This window comes from Brachybacterium saurashtrense, from assembly GCF_003355475.1.
Classification (GTDB): domain Bacteria; phylum Actinomycetota; class Actinomycetes; order Actinomycetales; family Dermabacteraceae; genus Brachybacterium; species Brachybacterium saurashtrense.
The window spans coordinates 1,544,873-1,565,444 of sequence record NZ_CP031356.1 but is presented as its reverse complement, the minus strand read 5'-3'; the positions used below and the strand labels follow the sequence as shown (position 1 = coordinate 1,565,444).

The 20,572-nt window shown below is 72.2% G+C and carries 20 protein-coding genes; all 20 read left to right on the top strand.

Annotation, left to right across the window (positions count from 1 at the left end; translation table 11 throughout):
• Positions 1-1,059, top strand: a complete 1,059-nt coding sequence (gene thrC, locus DWV08_RS07085; protein WP_115413155.1) for a threonine synthase — start codon at positions 1-3, stop codon at positions 1,057-1,059.
• A complete protein-coding gene (gene thrB, locus DWV08_RS07080; protein WP_115413154.1) occupies positions 1,056-1,970 on the top strand; it encodes a homoserine kinase in 915 nt (304 codons plus the stop codon). The genes thrC and thrB overlap by 4 nt, the downstream gene beginning before the upstream one ends.
• A 326-nt stretch (positions 1,971-2,296) precedes the next feature.
• On the top strand, positions 2,297-4,399 hold the full coding sequence (gene rho, locus DWV08_RS07075) for a transcription termination factor Rho (RefSeq protein WP_115413153.1): 2,103 nt from the start codon (positions 2,297-2,299) through the stop codon (positions 4,397-4,399).
• 298 nt (positions 4,400-4,697) lie between these two features.
• On the top strand, positions 4,698-6,710 hold the full coding sequence (locus DWV08_RS07070; protein WP_115413152.1) for an aldo/keto reductase: 2,013 nt from the start codon (positions 4,698-4,700) through the stop codon (positions 6,708-6,710).
• Positions 6,707-7,690 carry a LacI family DNA-binding transcriptional regulator gene (locus tag DWV08_RS07065; protein WP_115413151.1) on the top strand — a complete coding sequence of 328 codons (984 nt, stop codon included), beginning with the start codon at positions 6,707-6,709 and terminating at the stop codon, positions 7,688-7,690. The genes DWV08_RS07070 and DWV08_RS07065 overlap by 4 nt, the downstream gene beginning before the upstream one ends.
• Before the next feature lie 133 nt (positions 7,691-7,823).
• The gene (gene rpmE / locus DWV08_RS07060; RefSeq protein WP_115413150.1) at positions 7,824-8,036 is read left to right on the top strand and encodes a 50S ribosomal protein L31; all 213 of its coding nucleotides are present in this window, start codon (positions 7,824-7,826) and stop codon (positions 8,034-8,036) included.
• 95 nt (positions 8,037-8,131) lie between these two features.
• The gene (prfA, locus tag DWV08_RS07055; protein WP_277601788.1) at positions 8,132-9,310 is read left to right on the top strand and encodes a peptide chain release factor 1; all 1,179 of its coding nucleotides are present in this window, start codon (positions 8,132-8,134) and stop codon (positions 9,308-9,310) included.
• Entirely contained in the window at positions 9,310-10,263 is a 954-nt protein-coding gene (locus DWV08_RS07050; RefSeq protein ID WP_241237362.1) for a N5-glutamine methyltransferase family protein, read from the top strand. Before prfA ends, DWV08_RS07050 begins: the two co-directional genes overlap by 1 nt.
• The gene (locus tag DWV08_RS07045; protein ID WP_115413149.1) at positions 10,260-11,264 is read left to right on the top strand and encodes an L-threonylcarbamoyladenylate synthase; all 1,005 of its coding nucleotides are present in this window, start codon (positions 10,260-10,262) and stop codon (positions 11,262-11,264) included. The genes DWV08_RS07050 and DWV08_RS07045 overlap by 4 nt, the downstream gene beginning before the upstream one ends.
• A complete protein-coding gene (locus tag DWV08_RS07040; protein WP_115413148.1) occupies positions 11,261-12,385 on the top strand; it encodes an MraY family glycosyltransferase in 1,125 nt (374 codons plus the stop codon). Before DWV08_RS07045 ends, DWV08_RS07040 begins: the two co-directional genes overlap by 4 nt.
• Positions 12,369-12,872, top strand: coding sequence for a Cg1360 family ATP-synthase-associated protein (locus tag DWV08_RS07035; RefSeq protein WP_115413147.1), 504 nt, complete (start codon positions 12,369-12,371; stop codon positions 12,870-12,872). Before DWV08_RS07040 ends, DWV08_RS07035 begins: the two co-directional genes overlap by 17 nt.
• 324 nt (positions 12,873-13,196) lie before the next feature.
• Positions 13,197-13,880: a F0F1 ATP synthase subunit A gene (gene atpB, locus DWV08_RS07030; RefSeq protein ID WP_241237363.1), complete on the top strand. Its 684-nt coding sequence runs from the start codon at positions 13,197-13,199 to the stop codon at positions 13,878-13,880.
• A gap of 80 nt (positions 13,881-13,960) precedes the next feature.
• Complete coding sequence (atpE, locus tag DWV08_RS07025) at positions 13,961-14,191, top strand: ATP synthase F0 subunit C (RefSeq protein WP_115413145.1); 231 nt, start codon at positions 13,961-13,963, stop codon at positions 14,189-14,191.
• Positions 14,192-14,202: 11 nt separating this feature from the next.
• Positions 14,203-14,748: a F0F1 ATP synthase subunit B gene (locus tag DWV08_RS07020; protein ID WP_115413144.1), complete on the top strand. Its 546-nt coding sequence runs from the start codon at positions 14,203-14,205 to the stop codon at positions 14,746-14,748.
• A gap of 9 nt (positions 14,749-14,757) precedes the next feature.
• Complete coding sequence (locus DWV08_RS07015) at positions 14,758-15,573, top strand: F0F1 ATP synthase subunit delta (RefSeq protein ID WP_115413143.1); 816 nt, start codon at positions 14,758-14,760, stop codon at positions 15,571-15,573.
• 80 nt (positions 15,574-15,653) lie between these two features.
• On the top strand, positions 15,654-17,279 hold the full coding sequence (gene atpA, locus DWV08_RS07010; protein ID WP_115413142.1) for a F0F1 ATP synthase subunit alpha: 1,626 nt from the start codon (positions 15,654-15,656) through the stop codon (positions 17,277-17,279).
• Between the two features lie 72 nt (positions 17,280-17,351).
• Positions 17,352-18,263, top strand: a complete 912-nt coding sequence (locus DWV08_RS07005) for a F0F1 ATP synthase subunit gamma (RefSeq protein ID WP_115413141.1) — start codon at positions 17,352-17,354, stop codon at positions 18,261-18,263.
• 62 nt (positions 18,264-18,325) lie between these two features.
• A complete protein-coding gene (gene atpD, locus DWV08_RS07000) occupies positions 18,326-19,798 on the top strand; it encodes a F0F1 ATP synthase subunit beta (RefSeq protein ID WP_162801518.1) in 1,473 nt (490 codons plus the stop codon).
• Complete coding sequence (locus tag DWV08_RS06995; protein ID WP_115413139.1) at positions 19,795-20,076, top strand: F0F1 ATP synthase subunit epsilon; 282 nt, start codon at positions 19,795-19,797, stop codon at positions 20,074-20,076. Before atpD ends, DWV08_RS06995 begins: the two co-directional genes overlap by 4 nt.
• A 16-nt stretch (positions 20,077-20,092) precedes the next feature.
• The gene (locus DWV08_RS06990) at positions 20,093-20,533 is read left to right on the top strand and encodes a DUF2550 domain-containing protein (RefSeq protein ID WP_115413138.1); all 441 of its coding nucleotides are present in this window, start codon (positions 20,093-20,095) and stop codon (positions 20,531-20,533) included.
• Positions 20,534-20,572: the final 39 nt, after the last annotated feature.

Sequence of the window (20,572 nt, the reverse complement as noted above, 5' to 3'; positions counted from 1 at the left end):
ATGGCACATCAGTGGCGCGGCGTCCTCGCCGAGTACCGCGAGCACCTCCCGTTCGCCGACGGCGACACCCTGCTCACGCTGGGGGAGGGCGGCACCCCGCTGGTGCCGGCGCCCGCCCTGTCGCGGGCCGTCGGCGCCGACGTGCACATCAAGGTCGAGGGGATGAACCCCACCGGCTCCTTCAAGGACCGCGGCATGGTCTCCGCGATGAGCAAGGCGAAGAACGACGGCGCCACCGCCGTGGTGTGCGCCTCCACCGGCAACACCAGCGCCTCCGCCGCCGCGTATGCGACCGCCGCCGGCCTCACCTGCGCCGTGCTGCTGCCGCAGGGGAAGATCGCCGCCGGCAAGCTCGCGCAGGCCGTGGTGCACGGCGCGAAGCTGATCCAGGTGGACGGCAACTTCGACGACTGCCTCGAGATCGCCCGCAAGCTCGATGCGGAGCACCCCATCGAGCTGGTCAACTCCGTGAACCCGTACCGGCTGCAGGGCCAGAAGACCGCCGCCTTCGAGGTGGCCGACGCCCTGGGCCGCGCCCCGGAAATCCACGTGCTGCCCGTGGGCAACGCCGGCAACATCTCCGCGTACTGGATGGGCTACCGCGAGTACCGCGAGGCCGGGGCGACCGACTCCCTGCCGCAGATGTGGGGGTTCCAGGCCGAGGGCGCCGCCCCCTTCGTGGCCGGGCACCCGATCAGCGACCCGGAGACCGTCGCGACCGCGATCCGGATTGGCGCGCCCGCCTCCTGGGACCTCGCCGTCGAGGCGCGCGAGGCCTCGGGCGGCCTGATCGACGCGGTGAGCGATCAGCAGATCCTCGACGCCCAGCGCCTGCTCGCCGCCGAGGTGGGCATCTTCGTGGAGCCGGCCTCCGCGGCCGGAGCGGCAGGGCTGCTGCAGCAGGCCCGGCGAGGCCTGGTGCCCGCCGGGGCCACCATCGCGATCACCGTCACTGGCAACGGGCTCAAGGACATCGACACGGCGCTGACCCAGCACGACCTCACCCCCACCGTGGTGCCGGTGGACATCGCCGCGGCCGCGGAGGCCATCGGCCTGTGAGGATCCAGCACACGCAGGTGGCCGTGCACGTCCCCGCGACCTCCGCGAACCTCGGCCCGGGCTTCGACACGCTCGGTCTGGCCCTGGACCTCTGCGACGAGCTGCAGGTCGAGGCCACCACCGGCGGCGTGGAGATCGTCGTGGAGGGGGAGGGTGCCGGAGCGGTGCCCGCGGGGGAGGAGCACCTCGTGGTACGCGCCCTGCGCCGCGGCCTCGACCATGCCGGCGCTCCCCAGACCGGGCTGCGGTTGCAGGCGCTCAACCGCATCCCGCACGGCCGGGGCATGGGCTCCAGCGCCGCGGCGACCGTGGCGGGCCTGCTGCTGGCCCGGGGGATGCTCTCGGATCCCGAGGCGCTCGACGACCGCACCGTGCTGCAGCTGGCCACCGAGTTCGAGGGCCATCCGGACAACGCCGCCCCCGCGCTGCTGGGCGGGGCGGTGCTCTCCTGGGTGCAGGGGGACACGGCGCGCGCGGTGCGGCTGGAGGTCGCCGCGCGGGTGCTGCGGCCCGTGGTGCTGCTGCCCACCGCCACCCTTGCCACTCACCGGGCGCGAGGGCTGCTGCCGGCGGAGGTCCCCCACGGGGACGCCGTGTTCAACGCTTCCCGCGCCGCCCTGCTCGTCCACGCCCTCGCCGGTGCGCCCGAGCTCCTGCTCGAGGCCACCGAGGACCGCCTCCACCAGGAGCAGCGTGCTCCCGGCATGCCGGAGAGCGTGGAGCTGATGAAGGTGCTGCGCCGGGAGGGCCACGCCGCGGTGATCTCCGGGGCGGGGCCGTCGGTTCTGGTCATGGACGGCCGACGGGCCGAGATCGCACCGCTGGTGCGCCGCTTCGTGGCCGATCCCGCCGCCTGGCGGATCGCGGAGATGCCGCTGCGCCTGGCTCCGGCCGCTCCTGTGGTAGGTTGAACCCGCGTCCAGGCGACATCGCACGACGCTGAACCTGCCGCGGATCCTCGATGATCGCGCCGTGCAGAACTCCGCGTCCCGATGTGCTCCTCGAACGGCGCCCCGTACAGACCTCGCGCACCCCTCATGTCGTGCCCCGCAGGCCTGTGCACCCCGCTGACGCACCCCGAATCACACCGGCAGGCCTCCCGAGATGCCCTGCATCGCGGGGAACACCCCTGCTCGCACCCGCCGCCCCCGCACCTGTGGACATCCTGGTCCCGGCGCCGGGCGGCACCCAGACCAGACATGAGCCGGTGCGACCGGCTCGACAGGAAGGAACCCGGGTGAACGACACCACCTCCGGCGCGGACCTCGCGGCCAAGAAGCTCCCCGAGCTGCAGGCGATGGCCGCGGAGATCGGCATCAAGGGCGTGCGCCGCCTGCGCAAGGGCGAGCTGATCGAGGCGATCCGCAGCGGCGGCGCCCCGTCCTCCGCCGCCCCGTCGGCGCCCACCGGCGGCGAGGCGGCCTCCGAGGCCCCCGCGGCCGAGGCCCCGTCCTCCGAGGCCCCCGCACGCAGCACCCGCGCCGCCGCGCCCGCGGAGTCGGGCGAGGCGCCCAGCGGCGAGGACGCCCCCACCGGGCGCGGCCGGTCCCGGTCCCGCCAGCGTGCGGCGAGCACGGACGACGCCGCCCCCGATCTCGGGATCGAACTGCCCACGGGGCGGTCCGAGGAGCCGGCCTCCCGTGGCGGCGAGGACGGCTCGACCCGTCGTGACGACCGCGGCCAGGGCGGCGACGGAGACGGGCAGGACGGCCAGGACGGTCCCCGGCGCGGACGTGGCCGAGGCGGCCAGAACCGCGGGGACCAGAATCGCGGGGACCAGAACCGCGATGACGACGGCCGCCAGAACGGCCGTGACCGCGGGGACGACCAGAACCGCGGGGGCGACCAGAACCGCGGGGGCGACCAGCGCCGCGGCAACGACCAGAACCGCGGCAACGACCAGAGCCGCGGGGGCGGCCGACGCCGGCTCGAGGACATCGAGCTGCCGGATCGCTCCGGCGAGCAGAACGAGGACCGCCAGGGCGGGGACGGCTACGACGACGATCGCCGGGGCCGCTCCCGCAACCGCCAGCGCTCGCGCGACCGCAAGCGTCGGGGCCGCGGCGGCCAGAACGACGGCCAGAACCCGCAGGGCGGCCAGCAGGACGAGACCGAGGTCCGCGACGGCGACGAGCTGATGTCGATCGCCGGCATCCTCGACATCCGCGACAACAACGCCTACGTGCGCACCACCGGCTACCTCCCCGGCCCCAGCGACGTGTTCGTCACGATGAACCAGGTCAAGCGCGCCGGTCTGCGCAAGGGCGACGCCATCACCGGCCAGGTGAAGGCGCCGCGCGACGGCGAGGACCACCACGTCGAGCAGCAGCACCACGGCGGTGGCGGCGGCCGCAACCGCCGCGGCAAGGGCGGCAACCAGAACAAGTACGCCGCGCTGGTGCAGGTGGACACCGTCAACGGGATGGCCCCGGAGCGGGCCCGCCAGCGGGCGGACTTCAACAAGCTCACCCCGCTGTACCCGGACGAGCGCCTGCGCCTGGAGACCGCCCCCAACGCGGTCTCGCCGCGCGTGATCGACCTGGTCTCCCCGATCGGCAAGGGCCAGCGCGGCCTGATCGTCGCCCCGCCCAAGGCCGGCAAGACGATCATCATGCAGCAGATCGCGAACGCGATCACCGCGAACAACCCGGAGGTCCACCTCATGGTGGTGCTCGTCGACGAGCGCCCCGAGGAGGTCACCGACATGCAGCGCACGGTGAAGGGCGAGGTCATCGCCTCGACCTTCGACCGTCCTGCCTCGGATCACACCATCGTCGCCGAGCTCGCGATCGAGCGCGCCAAGCGACTGGTGGAGATGGGCCGCGACGTGGTCGTGCTGCTCGACTCGCTCACCCGTCTCTCCCGCGCCTACAACCTGGCCGCCCCGGCCTCCGGGCGCATCCTCTCCGGCGGTGTGGACGCCTCCGCGCTGTACCCGCCCAAGCGGTTCTTCGGCGCCGCGCGGAACATCGAGAACGGCGGCTCGCTGACGATCCTCGCCTCCGCGCTGGTGGAGACCGGCTCGAAGATGGACGAGGTGATCTTCGAGGAGTTCAAGGGCACCGGCAACATGGAGCTGCGCCTCTCGCGGCACCTCGCGGACAAGCGCATCTTCCCGGCGGTGGACGTCAACGCCTCCGGCACCCGCCGCGAGGAGGTGCTCATGGGCAAGGAGGAGCTCTCGATCATGTGGAAGCTGCGCCGCGTGCTCGGCGCCCTCGAGCAGCAGCAGGCGCTCGAGCTGCTCATGGAGCGGGTCAAGAAGACCCAGTCGAACACCGAGTTCCTCATGACGGTGCAGAAGAACACCCCGAGCGTGGGACAGCGCAGCTCGGACTGATCGCCGCGCTCGCGCCCGCCGGTCATCGCACGCCGCACGGGGCGTCCCTGCATGCAGGGACACCCTGTGCGGCGTCATCGTGGGGAGCGGCGCGGGCGTCCCCGACCGATGGGCCCCGCCACGACGTGTCCCGCCCGGGTCCGCCGGTGACGACGCACCACTGGGCGGCACGGGGCGGGTCCACGCGCGGGGGAGCATTGCCCCGAGCGCTCGGACGGGATAGCGTTGCCCGTGTCGTGAACGTTCACGGCATCCCTTCCACTCTGCCGCCCCCTCCGAGAAGGACGACGACGTCTCCATGAGCACTTCCTCCACCCCGTTCCGCTGGGCCGTGCTGGGCCCCGGCTCCATCGCCCGCCGCTTCGCCTCCCAGCTGCCCGATTCCCAGGACGGCGTGCTGGTGGCCGTGGGAAGCAGCTCCTCGGAGCGCGCTCACGCCTTCGCCGACGAGTTCGCGCTCGACGGGCCCGCTCTCGTGGGCGACTACGCCCAGGTGCTCGCGTCGCCGGAGGTGGACGCCGTCTACATCTCCACCGTCCACACCGGGCATGCCCGCCTCGCCGCGCAGGCGCTCGAGGCCGGCAAGCACGTGCTGTGCGAGAAGCCGCTCACCCCGAACGCGGGCACCACGATGGCGCTCCTCGATCTCGCCGCGCGCACGGGCCGCACGCTGCTCGAGGCCTACATGTACCGCTTCCACCCGCAGACCCGCCGGGTGCTGGAGCTGGTCGCGGAGGGAGCGATCGGCGAGGTGACCCACCTCGACGCCTCCTTCTCCTTCGACACCGGTGGTCGGGAGGGTCGCCTGTTCGACACCGCCACCGCAGGTGGCGGCATCCTCGATGTGGGCTGCTACCCGCTCTCCCTCGCCCGCTTCGTCGCCGGGGCCGTGGCGGGGAAGGCCTTCGCCGAGCCCACGGCGCTGCGCGGCAGCGGCACCCTGGGGGAGACGGGCGTGGACGAGTGGGCCACCGCCGAGCTCACCTTCGCCGGAGATCTCACCGCGAGCCTGCGCACCGGAGTGCGCCTGGCCGATCCGCAGTCCGCCACGCTCACCGGCTCCCGCGGTGTGATCCGCCTCGCCGATCCGTGGGGCCTCGGGGAGCAGCAGGTCATCGAGCTCGACGTGGTGGGGGAGGAGCCCCGCCGGATCGAGGTGCCCGCCGCCTCTGCGTACGCCCTCGAGGCGGACGCCCTCGCCGAGGCCGCCCGCGAGGGCCGCGAGGTGCCCGAGCTGACCGCCGAGAACTCCCTCGGGCAGGCCCGCGCCCTGGACGCCTGGCGCGAGCAGCTGGGCCTGCGCTACCCCTTCGAGGTCGATACCGCCCCGATCCCCACCCTCACGGGCAGGCCGCTGGTCGCCGGCGCCGTCCAGGCCGGCCCCGCGATGACCTACGGCAGCCTCCCCGGCATCGACAAGCGCGTCTCCCGCCTGGTGATGGGCTGCGACAACCAGATGAACCTCGCCCACGCCTCGGCGATGTTCGACGCGTTCTACGAGATCGGCGGCACCACCTTCGACACCGCCTACATCTACGGCGGCGGCTACATCGAGCGCCTGCTGGGCCAGTGGGTGCGCAACCGCGGCGTGCGCGAGGACGTCGTCGTCATCACCAAGGGCGCGCACACCCCGCACTGCGACCCCGCGTCGATCACCCGCCAGCTCGAGGAGTCCCTCGAGCGCCAGGGCACCGACTACGCGGATCTCTACATGATGCACCGCGACAATCCCGAGGTGCCGGTGGGAGAGTTCGTGGACGCGATGGACGAGCACCTGCGGGCCGGGCGGATCCGCGCCTTCGGCGGCTCGAACTGGACCCCGGCGCGGGTAGACGAGGCCAACGCCTATGCCCGGGCGAACGGGCGCGCCGAGTTCGCCGGCGTCTCGAACCACTTCGGGCTCGCCGAGGCGCTGGACGTGCCGTGGGCCGGCTGCGTGCACGCCACCGATCCCGCCTCCAAGGCCTGGTTCGAGGAGCGCGGCATCGCCCTGCTTCCGTGGTCCTCGCAGGCCCGCGGCTTCTTCACGGGGCGCGCCCGTCCCGAGGACCGCTCGGACGCCGAGCTGGTGCGCTGCTACTACAGCGACGAGAACTTCGAGCGGCTCGCCCGCGCCGAGGAGCTCGGCCGCGAGCGCGGCGTGCCCGCCACGGCGATCGCGCTGGCCTTCGTGCTCCATCAGTCCTTCCCCACCTTCCCGCTGTTCGGCCCGCGCAGCATCGCCGAGATGCGCTCGTCCACCCTGGGCCTGGGCGTGGAGCTCTCGCCGGAGGAGATGGCCTGGCTCGACCTCCGCACCCCGGCGCGATGAGCGGGGCGGACCACCGGGCCACGATCGTCGACGTCGCCGAGCGGGCCGGCGTCTCCCGGCAGACGGTCTCGCGGGCGATGAACGACATGCCCGGCATCAGCGCGGCCACCCGTGAACGGGTGCTTCGCGCCGCCCAGGAGCTCAGCTATCGCCCCTCCCGGTTCGGACGCGGCCTGGTCGAACAGGGACCGATCACGGTGGGGCTGGTGGTCGAGGACCTCTCGAACTCCTACTTCGCGGAGCTCGGCGCCGCGGTGGTCCGGGCCTGTGCCCCCCACGGATGGAACGTGGTGCTCGCCGAGGCGGTGCACGCACCGGACCCCGACGCCGTCGCCGCCGACCTCGCCCGGCGGGTCGACGCGCTCGTGGGCTACGGCGTGCTCACCGCCGCTCTGCGCGGCGCGGGCGGCATGCCCGTGGTGCAGCTGGACGGCACCCCGGAGCAGCTCGCCGACGGCGGCGTGGTGGAGATCGCCCGGCAGGAGGCGGCGGCGGAGCTCGCCGACCATCTGCGCGAGCGCGGGGTGCGACGCCCGGTGGTGGTGGACCTCGCCGTGCGCGGCAGCGCCTCCCGCAGCGGCGTGCTCGCCGCCGCGCTCGCCCCCCTCGCCGCCGGGGGCGAGGTGCCGATCCGTGCGGTCGATGCCCGCCGCGGCCACGAGGAGGCGCTGCGGGAGATCCTCGCGGACGGCGCGGACGCGGTGATCGCCTTCAACGACGAGCTCGCGGTGCGCCTGCTGCGCGCCCTGCGCGCCCTCGAGGTGCCGGTGCCGGAGCGGCTGCGGCTGGTGGGCGTGGACGGGCTCGAGATCGCCTCGCTGGTCACGCCCGAGCTCACCAGCCTCGCCATCGACATCGAGGAGGTCGCCGCGTGCACCGTGGAGCTGGTCTCCGGGATGTTGGCGGGCACGGTGCCGCTCTCCGGGGAAGGCGCCCACCGCGCGGTGCCCTACCGTCTCGAGGTGCGTGCCTCGACCTGACCGCCGCCGGCGTGGCGCACGACGCATCCCCGGCCCTCGCCCGCGCCGCCGGGATCGTGGCACAATGGCACGTCGGTTCTGGTTCACGGCGCCCGGCCGGGCGCCGACCCAGCGACCCCGAGCAAGGAGAGACATGAAGGCCGAGATCCACCCCGCATACGTCGAGACCCAGGTGACCTGCACCTGCGGCAACTCGTTCACCACCCGCAGCACCAAGACCGACGGCGCCATCAGCACCGAGGTGTGCTCCGCGTGCCACCCGTTCTACACCGGCAAGCAGAAGATCCTGGACACCGGCGGCCGCGTGGCCCGCTTCCAGGCCCGCTACGGCAAGAAGAACGCCTGATCAGAGCCTGAGGGCGATCTCCGACGCCGGCGCACGCCCCGTGGCGTGCGCCGGCGTCGTCGTCTGTGCAGGACCGAAGCGGAGGGAGCGGGGCGGTGGCTGAGACCGCAGAGGGCCGGGCGGGCCAGGAGAGCCGCGGCGGAGACGGCGAGGACCGGCTGGCCCCGCTGCGGGCCGAGCACGCGCGCCTGCAGGAGGCGATGGCCGATCCCTCCCTGCACGAGGACCCCTCCCGTGCCCGCCGTGTGGGCCGCCGCTACGCCGAGCTGGAGGCCGTCATCGAGGCCGCCGATCGCCTCGCGGCCACCACCGCGGACCTCGAGACCGCCCTGGAGCTCCTGGAGCTCGGGGAGGGGGACGAGGAGCTCACCGCCGAGACCGCGCAGCTCGAGGCGCGCCGCGAGAGCGAGCGCGAACAGCTCGAGGAGCTGCTGGCCCCGCGCGACCCGGACGACTCCCGCGACGTGATCCTCGAGATCAAGGCCGGCGCCGGCGGCGAGGAATCGGCGCTGTTCGCCGCCGAGATGCTGCGCATGTATCGCGCCTACGCCGAGGCGAACGGGTGGCGGGTGGAGGTGCTCACCTCCTCGCCCTCGGACCTCGGCGGGCTCCGGGACGTCACCGCGGCGATCGCCTCCCGCGGGGCTGCCGGCCCCGGCGCCGGGGTGTACGCCCACCTCAAGCACGAGGCCGGGGTGCACCGGGTGCAGCGGGTCCCGGTCACCGAGTCGCAGGGGCGCATCCACACCTCCGCCGTGGGCGTGCTGGTGCTGCCCGAGGCCGACGAGACCGACGAGTCCGAGCTCCTCGCCGAGGCCATGGCCCCCGCGAACCTGCGCATCGACGTGTTCCGCTCCAGCGGGCCGGGCGGGCAGAGCGTGAACACCACCGACTCCGCCGTGCGCATCACCCATCTGCCCACCGGGGTGGTGGTCTCCTGCCAGGATCAGAAGAGTCAGCTGCAGAACCGCGAGCAGGCCCTGCGGATCCTGCGCACCCGGCTGCTGGACGCCCGCCGCGCCGAGCAGGAGGCGGCCTCCTCCGCCGCCCGCCGCTCCCAGGTGCGCACCGTGGATCGCAGCGAGCGCATCCGCACCTACAACTTCCCCGAGTCCCGCGTCGCCGATCACCGCACCGGCTACAAGGCGGGCAACCTCGCCCAGGTGCTCGCCGGGGACCTCGACGCCCTCATCGCCAGCTCCCAGGAGGCGGAGCGCGCCGCGCGGCTCGCCGAGGCCGGTGCCGCCGCGACCGACGACGGCGAGGACGCCTGATGGCGGGCAATGCGAGGCCGGGGGAGCGGGACGTCCTCGCGATGCCGACGGTCGGCGACGAGGCCCGGGCACGGCTGCGCAGCGCCCTCGCGGAGACCACGGCGCGTCTCGGTGCGGCCGGTGTGCCCTCACCGAGCGCCGACGCCCGAGAGCTGATCGCCCGGGCCGCGGACACCGAGAGGCCGCTGGTGCTGCTGGACGAGCTGCCGGTCGGCTTCGCGCAGCGGCTGGAGGAGGGCGTCGCGCGGCGGGAGCGGCGCGAGCCGCTCCAGCTGATCCTGGGCCGTGCCCCGTTCCGCCGGCTGATGCTCGACCTCGAGCCCGGGGTGTTCATCCCGCGCCCGGAGACGGAGCTCGCCCTCGACCTGCTGCGCGAGCACGCCGCCGGACCGTTCGACACCGTGCTCGACCTCTGTGCGGGCAGCGGCGCGCTGGGCGCCGCCGTGCTCGACGAGCTGCCGGGCGCCCGGGTGCTGGCCGTCGAGATCGACCCGGCCGCCGCGGCGCTCACCGCCCGGAACCTCGAGCGGGCGGGCCCCGGCCGGGGCCGCGTCCTGACGGCGGATCTCGGCGGTCCGGTCCCGGAGCTCGACGCGCTCGGCGCCGTCGACGCCGTGCTCTCCAATCCGCCGTACATCCCCCCGGAGGCCGTGCCCCGCGACCCCGAGGTGTTCCACCACGATCCCCACCGTGCCCTGTTCGGGGGCGGGGCGGACGGCCTCGCCGTGCCCCGCGCCGTGATCGGCTGGGCGCGCCGGCTGCTGCGGCCCGGCGGCGTGCTGGTGATGGAGCACGCCGACGTGCAGGGGCCCGCCACGCGGGCAGCGGCCGCGGAGATCGGGGGATTCGACCAGCTCAGCACCGCGGCGGACCTCACCGGCCGCGACCGATTCCTGGTGGCGCGCCGCGCTCCCGGGGAACAGACCGACGGAAGTGAGAGACTGTCCCGGTGACCGTGCACGATACCCAGAACCCCGAGTCCCGCGAGGCCGCCCTCGCCGCCGCCGTCGACGCCGTCCGCAGCGGCGACCTGATCGTCCTGCCGACGGACACCGTCTACGGCATCGGTGCGGACGCCTTCACCCCGGACGCCGTCCAGGCGCTGCTGGAGGCGAAGGGGCGCGGCCGCGACACCCCGCCGCCCGTCCTGATCGGCGACCACGCCGTGCTGCTCGCCCTGGCCGCGAACCTGCCCGACTACGTCGAGGACCTCGCCGAGGAGCTCTGGCCCGGCGCGCTCACCCTGATCCTCACGGCGCAGCCCTCCCTCACCTGGGACCTGGGGGAGACCCGCGGCACCGTCGCCCTGCGCATGCCGGAGGAAGAGATCGCCCTCGAGCTGCTGCGCCGCACCGGCCCGCTGGCGGTCTCGAGCGCGAACCGGCACGGGAAGCCCGCGGCGCTGAGCGTGCTGGACGCCGCCACCCAGCTGGGCGACGCCGTGGAGGTCTACCTCGACGGCGGCCCCGCCCGCATCGGCGAGAGCTCCACGATCCTGGACACCACCGTCACCCCGGCGGAGATCGTGCGCCAGGGCGCGATCACCAAGGAGCAGATCATCGAGGTGGTGGGAGACATCTTCACCGCCCCGGAGCCCGAGCCCGAGGAGACCGGGAGCGGCGACGCCGAGGGCGACGACGCGGAGCCCACCTCCACCACCGAGGACGCCGACGCGGCGCAGGAGCACAGCGGCGAGGCCGCAGCGGACGAGGACCCCGCCGCGACCGGGGCCGCCCCGGTCCCCGCGCCCGCCGACGCCGCGACGGACGGCGCGGAGGCGGCGGGCGCCACCTCCGTGCTCGACCTCCCCGCCGAACCCGAGCCCGCCGCCGCGGCCCAGGACGACGCCTCGCAGCCCGCCGAGACCCCGCTGGCGGGTCTGACGGGGCAGGCCCCGGCCGAGGCGCCGCGCCGCGCTTCCCAGGAGGACGGCGCGGAGAGCACGCCCGGGTGAGGATCTATCTCTTCCTCCTGCTGCTGGCCGCCGCCGTCACCTTCCTGGTGACCCCGGGGGTGCGGCTGCTGGCCCGACGGCTCGGCGCCATGACGGCCGTGCGGGACCGCGACGTGCACGAGGCGGTCACGCCGCGGCTGGGAGGACTGGCGATGTTCGCCGGAGTGCTGTGCGCGATGCTCGTGGCCAGCAACGTCCCGTTCCTCGAAGGCCTGTTCCGCGATTCGCGGCAGCCCTGGGCGATCCTCGCCGCGGCCGGTCTGGTGTGCCTGCTCGGCGCGGCCGACGACAAGTGGGACCTGGACTGGGTGACCAAGCTCGCCGGCCAGGTGCTCGCCGCGCTGCTGCTGGCCTGGCAGGGGGTGAGCCTGGTGACCCTCCCGATCAACGGCGTGACCGTGCTCTCGGGCCGCACCGCGCTGATCCTCACCGTGCTGGTGGTGGTGGTGAGCATGAACGCGGTGAACTTCGTGGACGGCCTGGACGGCCTCGCCGCCGGGGTGATGGCCATCGGCGGCTCCGCCTTCTTCCTCTACGCCTACCTGCTCACCCGCGACGCCTCGGCGGACGACTACTCCTCCCTCGCCGCGCTGCTGACCGCCGTGCTGATCGGCGCCTGTCTGGGCTTCCTGCCGCACAACCTCACCCGCGCCCGGATCTTCATGGGGGACTCCGGCTCCATGCTGCTGGGCCTCATGCTCGCCGCGAGCACCATCGCCGTGACCGGGCAGGTGGATCCCGCCCGGCTCTCCGGGGCGGACTTCTTCGGGCAGTTCCTGCCGATCCTGCTGCCGATCGGCGTGATGATCGTGCCCTTCCTCGACTTCGGGCTCGCCGTGCTCCGGCGCATCGGCTCCGGGCGGTCCCCGTTCCACGCCGACAAGGCCCACCTCCACCACCGCCTGCTCAGCCTGGGCCACTCCAAGCGCACCGCGGTGCTGATCATGTACACCTGGACCGTCGTCATCTCGGTGGGCCTCCTGCTGCCCCTCGTGCTGCCCCTGCGGACGGTCTACGCCTGCTGGGCGCTCGGCCTCATGATCGCCGTGCTGCTCACCTTCGACCCGCTCAGATGGCGCCCCCGCCGCCCCCGGAAGGACTCCGATGCCCGCACACCCTGAGAACACCGGCTCCGTCGACGGCGCTCCCGCCCCGCGCCCCCGCAGCGCGGGGGACCGCACCATGCAGCGCGCCACGCTGCTGGCCGCGGCCGTGGGACTGGTGCTGGACGCCATCGTGCTCGTCGTCGCGGCCTCCCGCCCCGAGGCGGCGGCGTTCGGCGGCGCGCTGCTGGGCACCGGGCTCACCCTGATCGTCGTGCTGCCCTCGGTGGCGATCGCCTTCCTCGGCCCGCGCATGACCCCGATCTCGATGGCCGCGACGGTGCTCGGCTCCTGGGCCGTCAAGATGTTCGCTGTGATCCTGATCCTACTCGCAGTGCGGGACCACCCGGCGCTGTCCAGCACCTGGATCGGGCTGGCACTGCTGGTCGGCGCGGTCTCGGCGATGCTGGTGGAGGCCACGGTGCTGATGAGGACCCGCCAGCCCCTCGAGGTGGCCCCGGTGGAGGACTCCCGCGAGCCCCGTGATCCCGAGGCCGGCAGGTGAGTCTCTGTTATGCTTCCGGAGGTGCTCGACCGCTGATCACGGTGCAATACCGCGAGGAGCTCGACCACTGATCGACCACCCGGAACGCCCAGCGTCCATCGCCGTACGCACGGTGGCCGCACCCGGGTCGGAGACGATCGAGTCATACGGCCATGGCCGGCGCGACGCCGCCGGACCACACGACCACGGGAGATCGCGCTGAACACCGCAGACCTCAGCCCCACGCTGTACGCCGAAGGGGACTCGCTCTTCCACATCCCCACGCTCGACGAGTTCTTCCCCGACGCGATCCTGTTCGACGGGACATGGTTCGAGTTCAACCGCGTGCAGCTGGTGCGCCTCATCGTGCTGGCGGTCGTGCTGATCGTGATGTGCGTGCTCGCCTCCCGCGCGAAGCTCGTGCCCGGTCGCGGCCAGAGCATCGTCGAGCTGCTCATCGAGTTCGTCAACGGCACCATCATCAAGAACACGCTGGGGATGCGCGAGGGCAAGCGTTTCGCCCCCTTCCTCATCACCGTGTTCTTCTTCCTGCTGGCGATGAACCTCGCCGGTGTGGTGCCCGGGCTGAACCTGGCCGGCACCTCGGTGATCGGCCTGCCGTTGCTGGTGGCCCTGTGGACCTTCGTGGTCTACGTGAGCGCAGGCGTGAAGAAGCACGGCATCGCCGGCTACCTCAAGCACGAGACCGCCCCGCCCGGGCTGCCCAAGCCGATCTACCTGCTGCTCGTCCCGATCGAGTTCCTGCAGGTGGTCCTCATCCGCTGGGCCTCGCTGACGATCCGACTGCTCGCGAACATGGTCGCCGGCCACATCATGCTGGTGGTCTTCATCGGCCTCACCCAGGGCCTCCTGCTCTCGGGCAGCTGGCTGGTCGCGGTCTCCCCCTTCGCCGGTGCGCTGGCGATCGGCATCTACGGCTTCGAGATCTTCGTCGCCGCCCTGCAGGCCTTCATCTTCACGATCCTCGCCGCGGTGTACATCCAGATGGCCACCTCGGACGAGCACTGACCTGCACCCCAGACACTCCCTACCCCTGACATCACCCCTGTCCGTCGCCCGACCGGGCGGCACAACGAAAGGAAACCCCTGTGGACCCGATGATTCTCTCTGAGCTCAGCGGCAACGTCGCATCGGTCGGCTACGGTCTCGCGGCGATCGGCCCGGGCATCGGCATCGGCATCATCGTCGGCAAGACCGCTGAGGCCACCGCGCGTCAGCCCGAGCTGCGCGGCCAGCTCCAGTCCACCATGTTCATCGGCATCGCCTTCACCGAGATCCTCACCCTGCTGGCGATCGTCACCGGTCTGCTCTTCGGCTGAGGCTCATCCCCATGATTCTTGCCGAAGGAGAACAGTCAGTCCCGAGCTGGCGCCTCCTCGTTCCGCTGCCGTCGGAGATCATCTGGTCGCTCGCCTTCCTGATCATCTTCGCGGTGGTCTTCCTGAAGTTCGTGCTGCCGCGGCTGAACGCCGTGCTGGACGAGCGTGCGGAGAAGATCGAGGGCGGTCTGCGCAACGCGGAGAAGGTCCAGGAGCAGGTCGACCAGCTCAAGGCCGATCAGGAGCAGGAGCTCGCGGCGGCCCGCCAGGAGGCGGCGTCCATCCGTGAGAAGGCCCGCACCGACGGCCAGAAGATCGTCGACGAGGCCCGGACCCGCGCCGAGTCCGAGAACGAGCGCCTGCTCGCCTCGGGTCGTCAGCAGCTGCACGCCGAGCGCGTCGCCGCCTCGACCGAGCTGCGGGGCGAGGTGGGCACGCTCGCGAGCGAGCTCGCCTCCAAGATCGTCGGGGAGTCTCTCGCCGACGACGAGCGCTCCCGCCGTGTGATCGACCGGTTCCTGGACGACCTCGAGTCGAGCCAGGCCACCACCCGATAAGGAACCGTGATGCGAGGAACCTCCTCCACCTCCTTCGCCGAGGTGCTCCGCCAGGTCGAGGCCGCCCACGCGGCGGACTCGAGCGCGCGGGAGCCCGAGGCCCAGGAGCTGTTCTCGGTGGCGGACGCCATCGACTCCAGCAACCAGCTGGTGCGCACGCTCTCCGATCCCGGCCGCCCGGCCGAGGTCAAGGAGGCGGCCGTGCGCGCGCTGCTGTCGAGCCGCGTCAGCCCGCGCACCCTCGAGACCACTCTCGAGGTCGTGCGGCGGCGCTGGTCGGAGCAGGAGGACATCCTCGATGCCCTCGAGCTGCTCGGCGTCTCGGCGCTGCTGGACCAGGCGCGGGCAGAGGGCGTCCTCGAGCAGGTCGAGACCGAGCTGTTCGAGGTCTCGCAGCTGATCGACGGCAGCGGTGATCTCACCGGCGCCCTCGACGGCGCCCGGGAGCGTCCCGCGGAGCGGGCCGCTCTCCTGGGGCGTCTGCTGGAGGGGCGTGTCCACCGCCTCACGGCCGCTCTCGCATCCCGCGCCGTCGGGCGCCGCACCGAGGCCAAGCCGGCCCGTCGTGTCGAGGAGTTCGCCCGCTTCGCCTCCGACCGTCGCCGGCGAGCCGTCGCCGCCGTCTCCAGCGCCGTTCCGCTGAACGACTCCCAGCAGAGCCGCCTGGGCGCGGTCCTCGCCGGGATCTACGGCCGGGAGATCCAGCTGAACCTCCAGATCGATCCCGAGGTCGTGGGCGGGCTCCGGATCCAGGTCGGCGACGACCTCTACGACGCCACCGTGCTGGCCCGGCTCTCCCGAGCCCGGTCGCAGCTCGTGGCCTGATTCACTCCGACGCCACGGCGTCCCCAGCACTGACCAGACCATCCCCGGCACGGGGAGACCGAGAGGAAGCGAAGCAGCAGATGGCGGAGCTCACGATCAGCCCGGAGGAGATCCGGAACGCCCTGGACACCGCGGTGTCCACCTATCAGGCAGGCGCCACCGAGCGCGAGGAGATCGGCCGCGTCAGCGAGGCCGCCGACGGCATCGCGCGCGTCGAGGGCCTCCCGAACGTCATGGCCAACGAGCTCGTCAGCTTCGAGGACGGCACCCTCGGCCTCGCCCTGAACCTCGAGCTGCGCGAGGTCGGCGTGGTCGTCCTCGGCGAGTTTTCCGGCATCGAGGAGGGCCAGCAGGTGCGTCGCACCGGCCAGGTCCTCTCCGTCCCCGTCGGCGACGGCTACCTGGGTCGCGTGGTGGACCCCACCGGCGCCCCGATCGACGGCCTCGGCTCGATCGAGACCGTCGGCCGCCGCGCCCTGGAGCTGCAGGCGCCCGGCGTCATGCAGCGCAAGGCCGTCAAGGAGCCGATGCAGACCGGGCTCAAGGCGATCGACGCGATGACCCCGATCGGCCGCGGTCAGCGCCAGCTGATCATCGGCGACCGCCAGACCGGCAAGACCACGATCGGCATCGACACGATCCTGAACCAGAAGGCCAACTGGGAGTCCGGCGACCCGGACAAGCAGGTGCGCTGCATCTACGTCGCCGTGGGCCAGAAGGGTTCGACGATCGCCTCCGTGCGCGCGACCCTCGAGGAGAACGGGGCGATGGAGTACACCACCATCGTCGCCGCCCCGGCCTCCGACCCGGCCGGCTTCAAGTACATCGCCCCCTACACCGGCTCGGCCATCGGCCAGCACTGGATGTACGAGGGCAAGCACGTGCTGATCATCTTCGACGACCTGTCGAAGCAGGCCGAGGCCTACCGCGCCGTGTCGCTGCTGCTGCGCCGTCCGCCGGGCCGTGAGGCCTACCCGGGCGACGTCTTCTACCTGCACTCCCGCCTGCTCGAGCGCTGCGCGAAGCTCAGCGACGAGATGGGCGGCGGCTCGATGACCGGCCTGCCGATCATTGAGACCAAGGCGAACGACGTCTCGGCGTACATCCCCACCAACGTCATCTCGATCACCGACGGCCAGTGCTTCCTGCAGTCGGACCTGTTCAACGCGAACCAGCGCCCGGCGGTCGACGTCGGCGTCTCGGTCTCCCGTGTGGGCGGCTCCGCGCAGACCAAGGCGATGAAGGCCGTCTCCGGCACGCTGAAGATCGACCTGGCGCAGTTCCGCGACCTCGAGGCCTTCGCGATGTTCGCCTCGGACCTGGACGCCGCCTCGAAGCAGCAGCTCAACCGCGGCGCCCGCCTGATGGAGCTGCTCAAGCAGCCGCAGAACACCCCGTTCCCGATGGAGGAGCAGGTCGTCTCCATCTGGGCCGGCACCAAGGGCAAGTTCGACGACATCGAGGTCGAGGACGTCCGCGCCTTCGAGTCCCAGCTGCTCGAGCACCTGCGCCACAACGGCGGCGTCCTCGAGGCGATCCGCACCTCCGGCAAGTTCGAGTCCTCCACGGAGGAGGAGCTCTCGACCCTGCTGGACCAGGTGAAGCAGGACTTCCTGGCCGGGAAGGGCGATGGCGAGGCGCGCAACGACGTGTCCGGCCGCCTGGACGCCGACAAGATCGAGCAGGAGCAGATCGTCCGCGGCTGATGCGAGAGGCCGCCGTCCCCACGGGGACGGCGGCTCCCGCCCAGGACGCATCGATCCCGCACGAGGAGAGACATGGGAGCCCAGCAGAGGGTTTACAAGCAGAGGATCCGTTCCGCACAGGGGATGAAGAAGATCTTCAAGGCCAAGGAGATGGTCGCGGCCTCGCGCATCGCCAAGGCGCATGCACGGGTCGAGGCGACCACGCCCTACGCCGAGGCGCTCACCCGCGCGATCGGGTCGGTGGCGGCGCACTCCACGGAGATCGCGCATCCGTTCCTGGACGCCGAGCGGTCGCAGACCGGCCGCGCCGGGATCCTCATGATTACCGCGGACCGCGGCATGACCGGCCCGTACTCGCACAATGTGATCCGTGAGGCGGAGCAGCTCGCGAACACGCTGCGCGACGAGGGCAAGGAGCCCGTGATGTACGTCGTCGGCCGCAAGGGCGACTCGTACTACCGGTTCCGCAACAGGATCCCGCAGCGCTCCTGGACCCCGTACAAGGAGCACGAGCTGCCCGCTCTGGGCCGGGAGATCGCGACCACCCTCACCGAGGACCTGCTCAGCGAGGATCCGTCGGTGCACCTCGACGAGCTGTACGTGGTGGGCACCCGCTTCCACAGCCGCTTCGTCCAGGAGGCCCGCTCGGTGCGCATGGTGCCGATGGGCCTGGGTGCGGTGCGCGGCGAGAACGCGCCCGCCTACCCGCTGTACGAGTTCGTGCCGGACGCGGAGAGCGTGATCGGCGAGCTCCTGCCGCGCTACATCCGCTCGCGCATCATCAACATCCTGCTGCAGGCGATGGCCTCGGAGCACGCCTCCACGCAGCGTGCGATGAAGACCGCCACCGACAACGCGGAGACCCAGATCAACAAGTTCACCCGGCTGGCGAACTCCGCCCGCCAGGCGGAGATCACCCAGGAGATCACGGAGATCGTCGGCGGTGCCGACGCGCTCTCGGGATCCGGCCGCACCGAACGCTGAGCGACAGCCCACGAGACACCGGCCGACGTCGCCCGCGTCGGCACGACATGGAGAGAACGCACATGACCACCACCTCTGAGAGCCAGGCCCCCGCCGCCCCGGCGGCCGGTGCCACCGGACGCGTCGCCCGCGTCACCGGCGCCGTCATCGACATCGAGTTCCCTCCCGGGAACATCCCGGACCTCTACAACGCGCTGACCATCCAGATCGAGGACACCGGCTCGGGCCTCGAGGCGTCGACCCTGACCCTCGAGACGGCCCAGCACCTCGGCGACGGCATGGTGCGCGGCATCGCGCTGAAGCCCACCGACGGCGTGGTCCGCGGCCAGGCCGTGACCGACACCGGTGCGCCGATCTCCGTGCCCGTGGGTGACGTCACCCTCGGCACCGTGTTCGACGTGGTGGGCAACCCGCTGAACAAGCCGGCCGAGCAGCTCGAGATCACCGATCGCTGGCCGATCCACCGCACGGCCCCGAACTTCGACCAGCTCGAGTCCTCGACGGTCATGTTCGAGACCGGCATCAAGTCCATCGACTTGCTCACCCCGTACGTCAAGGGCGGCAAGATCGGCCTGTTCGGCGGCGCCGGCGTGGGAAAGACGGTGCTCATCCAGGAGATGATCTACCGCGTGGCCAACAACCACGACGGCGTCTCCGTGTTCGCCGGCGTGGGCGAGCGCACCCGTGAGGGCTGGGACCTCATCGAGGAGATGACCGAGTCCGGCGTCATCGACAAGACCGCGCTGGTCTTCGGCCAGATGGACGAGCCGCCGGGGACCCGTCTGCGCGTCGCGCTCTCGGCCCTCACCATGGCCGAGTACTTCCGCGACGAGCAGGCGCAGGACGTGCTGCTGTTCATCGACAACATCTTCCGCTTCACCCAGGCGGGCTCCGAGGTGTCCACGCTGCTGGGCCGCATGCCCTCGGCGGTGGGCTACCAGCCCAACCTGGCAGACGAGATGGGTGTGCTGCAGGAGCGCATCACCTCCACGCGCGGCCACTCCATCACCTCGATGCAGGCGATCTACGTCCCGGCCGACGACTACACCGACCCGGCCCCGGCGACCACCTTCGCCCACCTCGACGCCACCACGGAGCTCTCCCGCGAGATCGCCTCGCGCGGTCTCTACCCGGCGATCGACCCGCTGGCGTCCACCTCGCGGATCCTCGACCCGCGCTACGTGGGCCAGGACCACTATGACACCGCGGTGCGCGTGCAGCAGATCCTCCAGCGCAACAAGGAGCTGCAGGACATCATCGCGATGCTCGGCGTGGACGAGCTCTCCGAGGAGGACAAGGTGATCGTCTCGCGCGCGCGGCGCATCCAGCAGTTCCTCTCGCAGAACACCCACCTCGCCAAGCAGTTCACCGGTGTGGACGGCTCGGACGTCCCGCTGAAGGACACCATCGAGGGCTTCAAGGGCATCTGCGACGGCGAGTTCGACCACATCACCGAGCAGGCGTTCTTCAACGTCGGCGGCATCGACATGGTGCTCGAGAACCAGCACCGCATCGACAAGGAGCTCGGCGCGTGAGTGCGCTCGAGGTCACCTTCGTCACCGCGGACCGCACCGTCTGGACCGGGCAGGCCGCGCAGGTCGTGGTGCCCGCGATCGACGGCTCGATGGGCATCCTCCCGCAGATGCAGCCCACCCTGGCCATCCTCGGCACGGGCGTGGTGCGCATCATCGACGCGGACGGCCACGTCGAGGCGCTGGACGTCGAGGGCGGATTCGTCTCGGTCGACGCCGACGTCGTGACCATCGGCGTCGACGACGCGACCCCGGCCTCGTCCGCGGCGTCCCGCCACTGAGCCGCAGCCGCCCGGCATGAACGATCTGAGCATCCCGATCCTCCTCGTGGGGATCGGGATGCTCGTCGTTCTGACCGCGGTGCTGTTCCTGGCCCGACAGGCGGCGATCTCGAGGCGGCGCGGCGGGTTCCCGTGCACTCTTCAGCGGCACGGCCTGGTGGGCGGGTCCAGCTGGCAGCACGGCCTGATGCGCTTCGGCACGGATCGCCTCCGCTGGTTCCGCGCCTTCTCGTTCCGGATCGGGCCGGAAGTGGTGCTGCGGCGCAGCGAGATCGGCGACGTCTCCCGTCGGCGCCTGCCCGCGCAGGTCGCGGGCGCCGAGGACAGCGTCCTGGTGGAGTTCAGCATGCGCGACGGGCGCGCGGTCAGCGCCGTGATGGATCTGGTCTCCGGCGCGGCGCTGACCTCCTGGTTGGAGGCGGCGCCGACGGGCCTGGTGCGCGGCGACGCCGACTGAGCCCGACGCCGACTGAGCCCCGAGCCCTGCGGACGGTGC

Bases quoted from the DNA above. Each gene is read 5' to 3' on its own strand.
- DWV08_RS07035 (WP_115413147.1), top strand. From the start codon at position 12,369: ATGCCCGCACACCCTGAGAACACCGGCTCCGTCGACGGCGCTCCCGCC.
- atpD (WP_162801518.1), top strand. From the start codon at position 18,326: ATGACCACCACCTCTGAGAGCCAGGCCCCCGCCGCCCCGGCGGCCGGT.
- thrC (WP_115413155.1), top strand. From the start codon at position 1: ATGGCACATCAGTGGCGCGGCGTCCTCGCCGAGTACCGCGAGCACCTC.
- DWV08_RS07070 (WP_115413152.1), top strand. From the start codon at position 4,698: ATGAGCACTTCCTCCACCCCGTTCCGCTGGGCCGTGCTGGGCCCCGGC.
- DWV08_RS07005 (WP_115413141.1), top strand. From the start codon at position 17,352: ATGGGAGCCCAGCAGAGGGTTTACAAGCAGAGGATCCGTTCCGCACAG.
- atpA (WP_115413142.1), top strand. From the start codon at position 15,654: ATGGCGGAGCTCACGATCAGCCCGGAGGAGATCCGGAACGCCCTGGAC.
- DWV08_RS07015 (WP_115413143.1), top strand. From the start codon at position 14,758: ATGCGAGGAACCTCCTCCACCTCCTTCGCCGAGGTGCTCCGCCAGGTC.
- DWV08_RS07050 (WP_241237362.1), top strand. From the start codon at position 9,310: ATGGCGGGCAATGCGAGGCCGGGGGAGCGGGACGTCCTCGCGATGCCG.
- DWV08_RS07065 (WP_115413151.1), top strand. From the start codon at position 6,707: ATGAGCGGGGCGGACCACCGGGCCACGATCGTCGACGTCGCCGAGCGG.
- DWV08_RS06990 (WP_115413138.1), top strand. From the start codon at position 20,093: ATGAACGATCTGAGCATCCCGATCCTCCTCGTGGGGATCGGGATGCTC.
- DWV08_RS07020 (WP_115413144.1), top strand. From the start codon at position 14,203: ATGATTCTTGCCGAAGGAGAACAGTCAGTCCCGAGCTGGCGCCTCCTC.
- rpmE (WP_115413150.1), top strand. From the start codon at position 7,824: ATGAAGGCCGAGATCCACCCCGCATACGTCGAGACCCAGGTGACCTGC.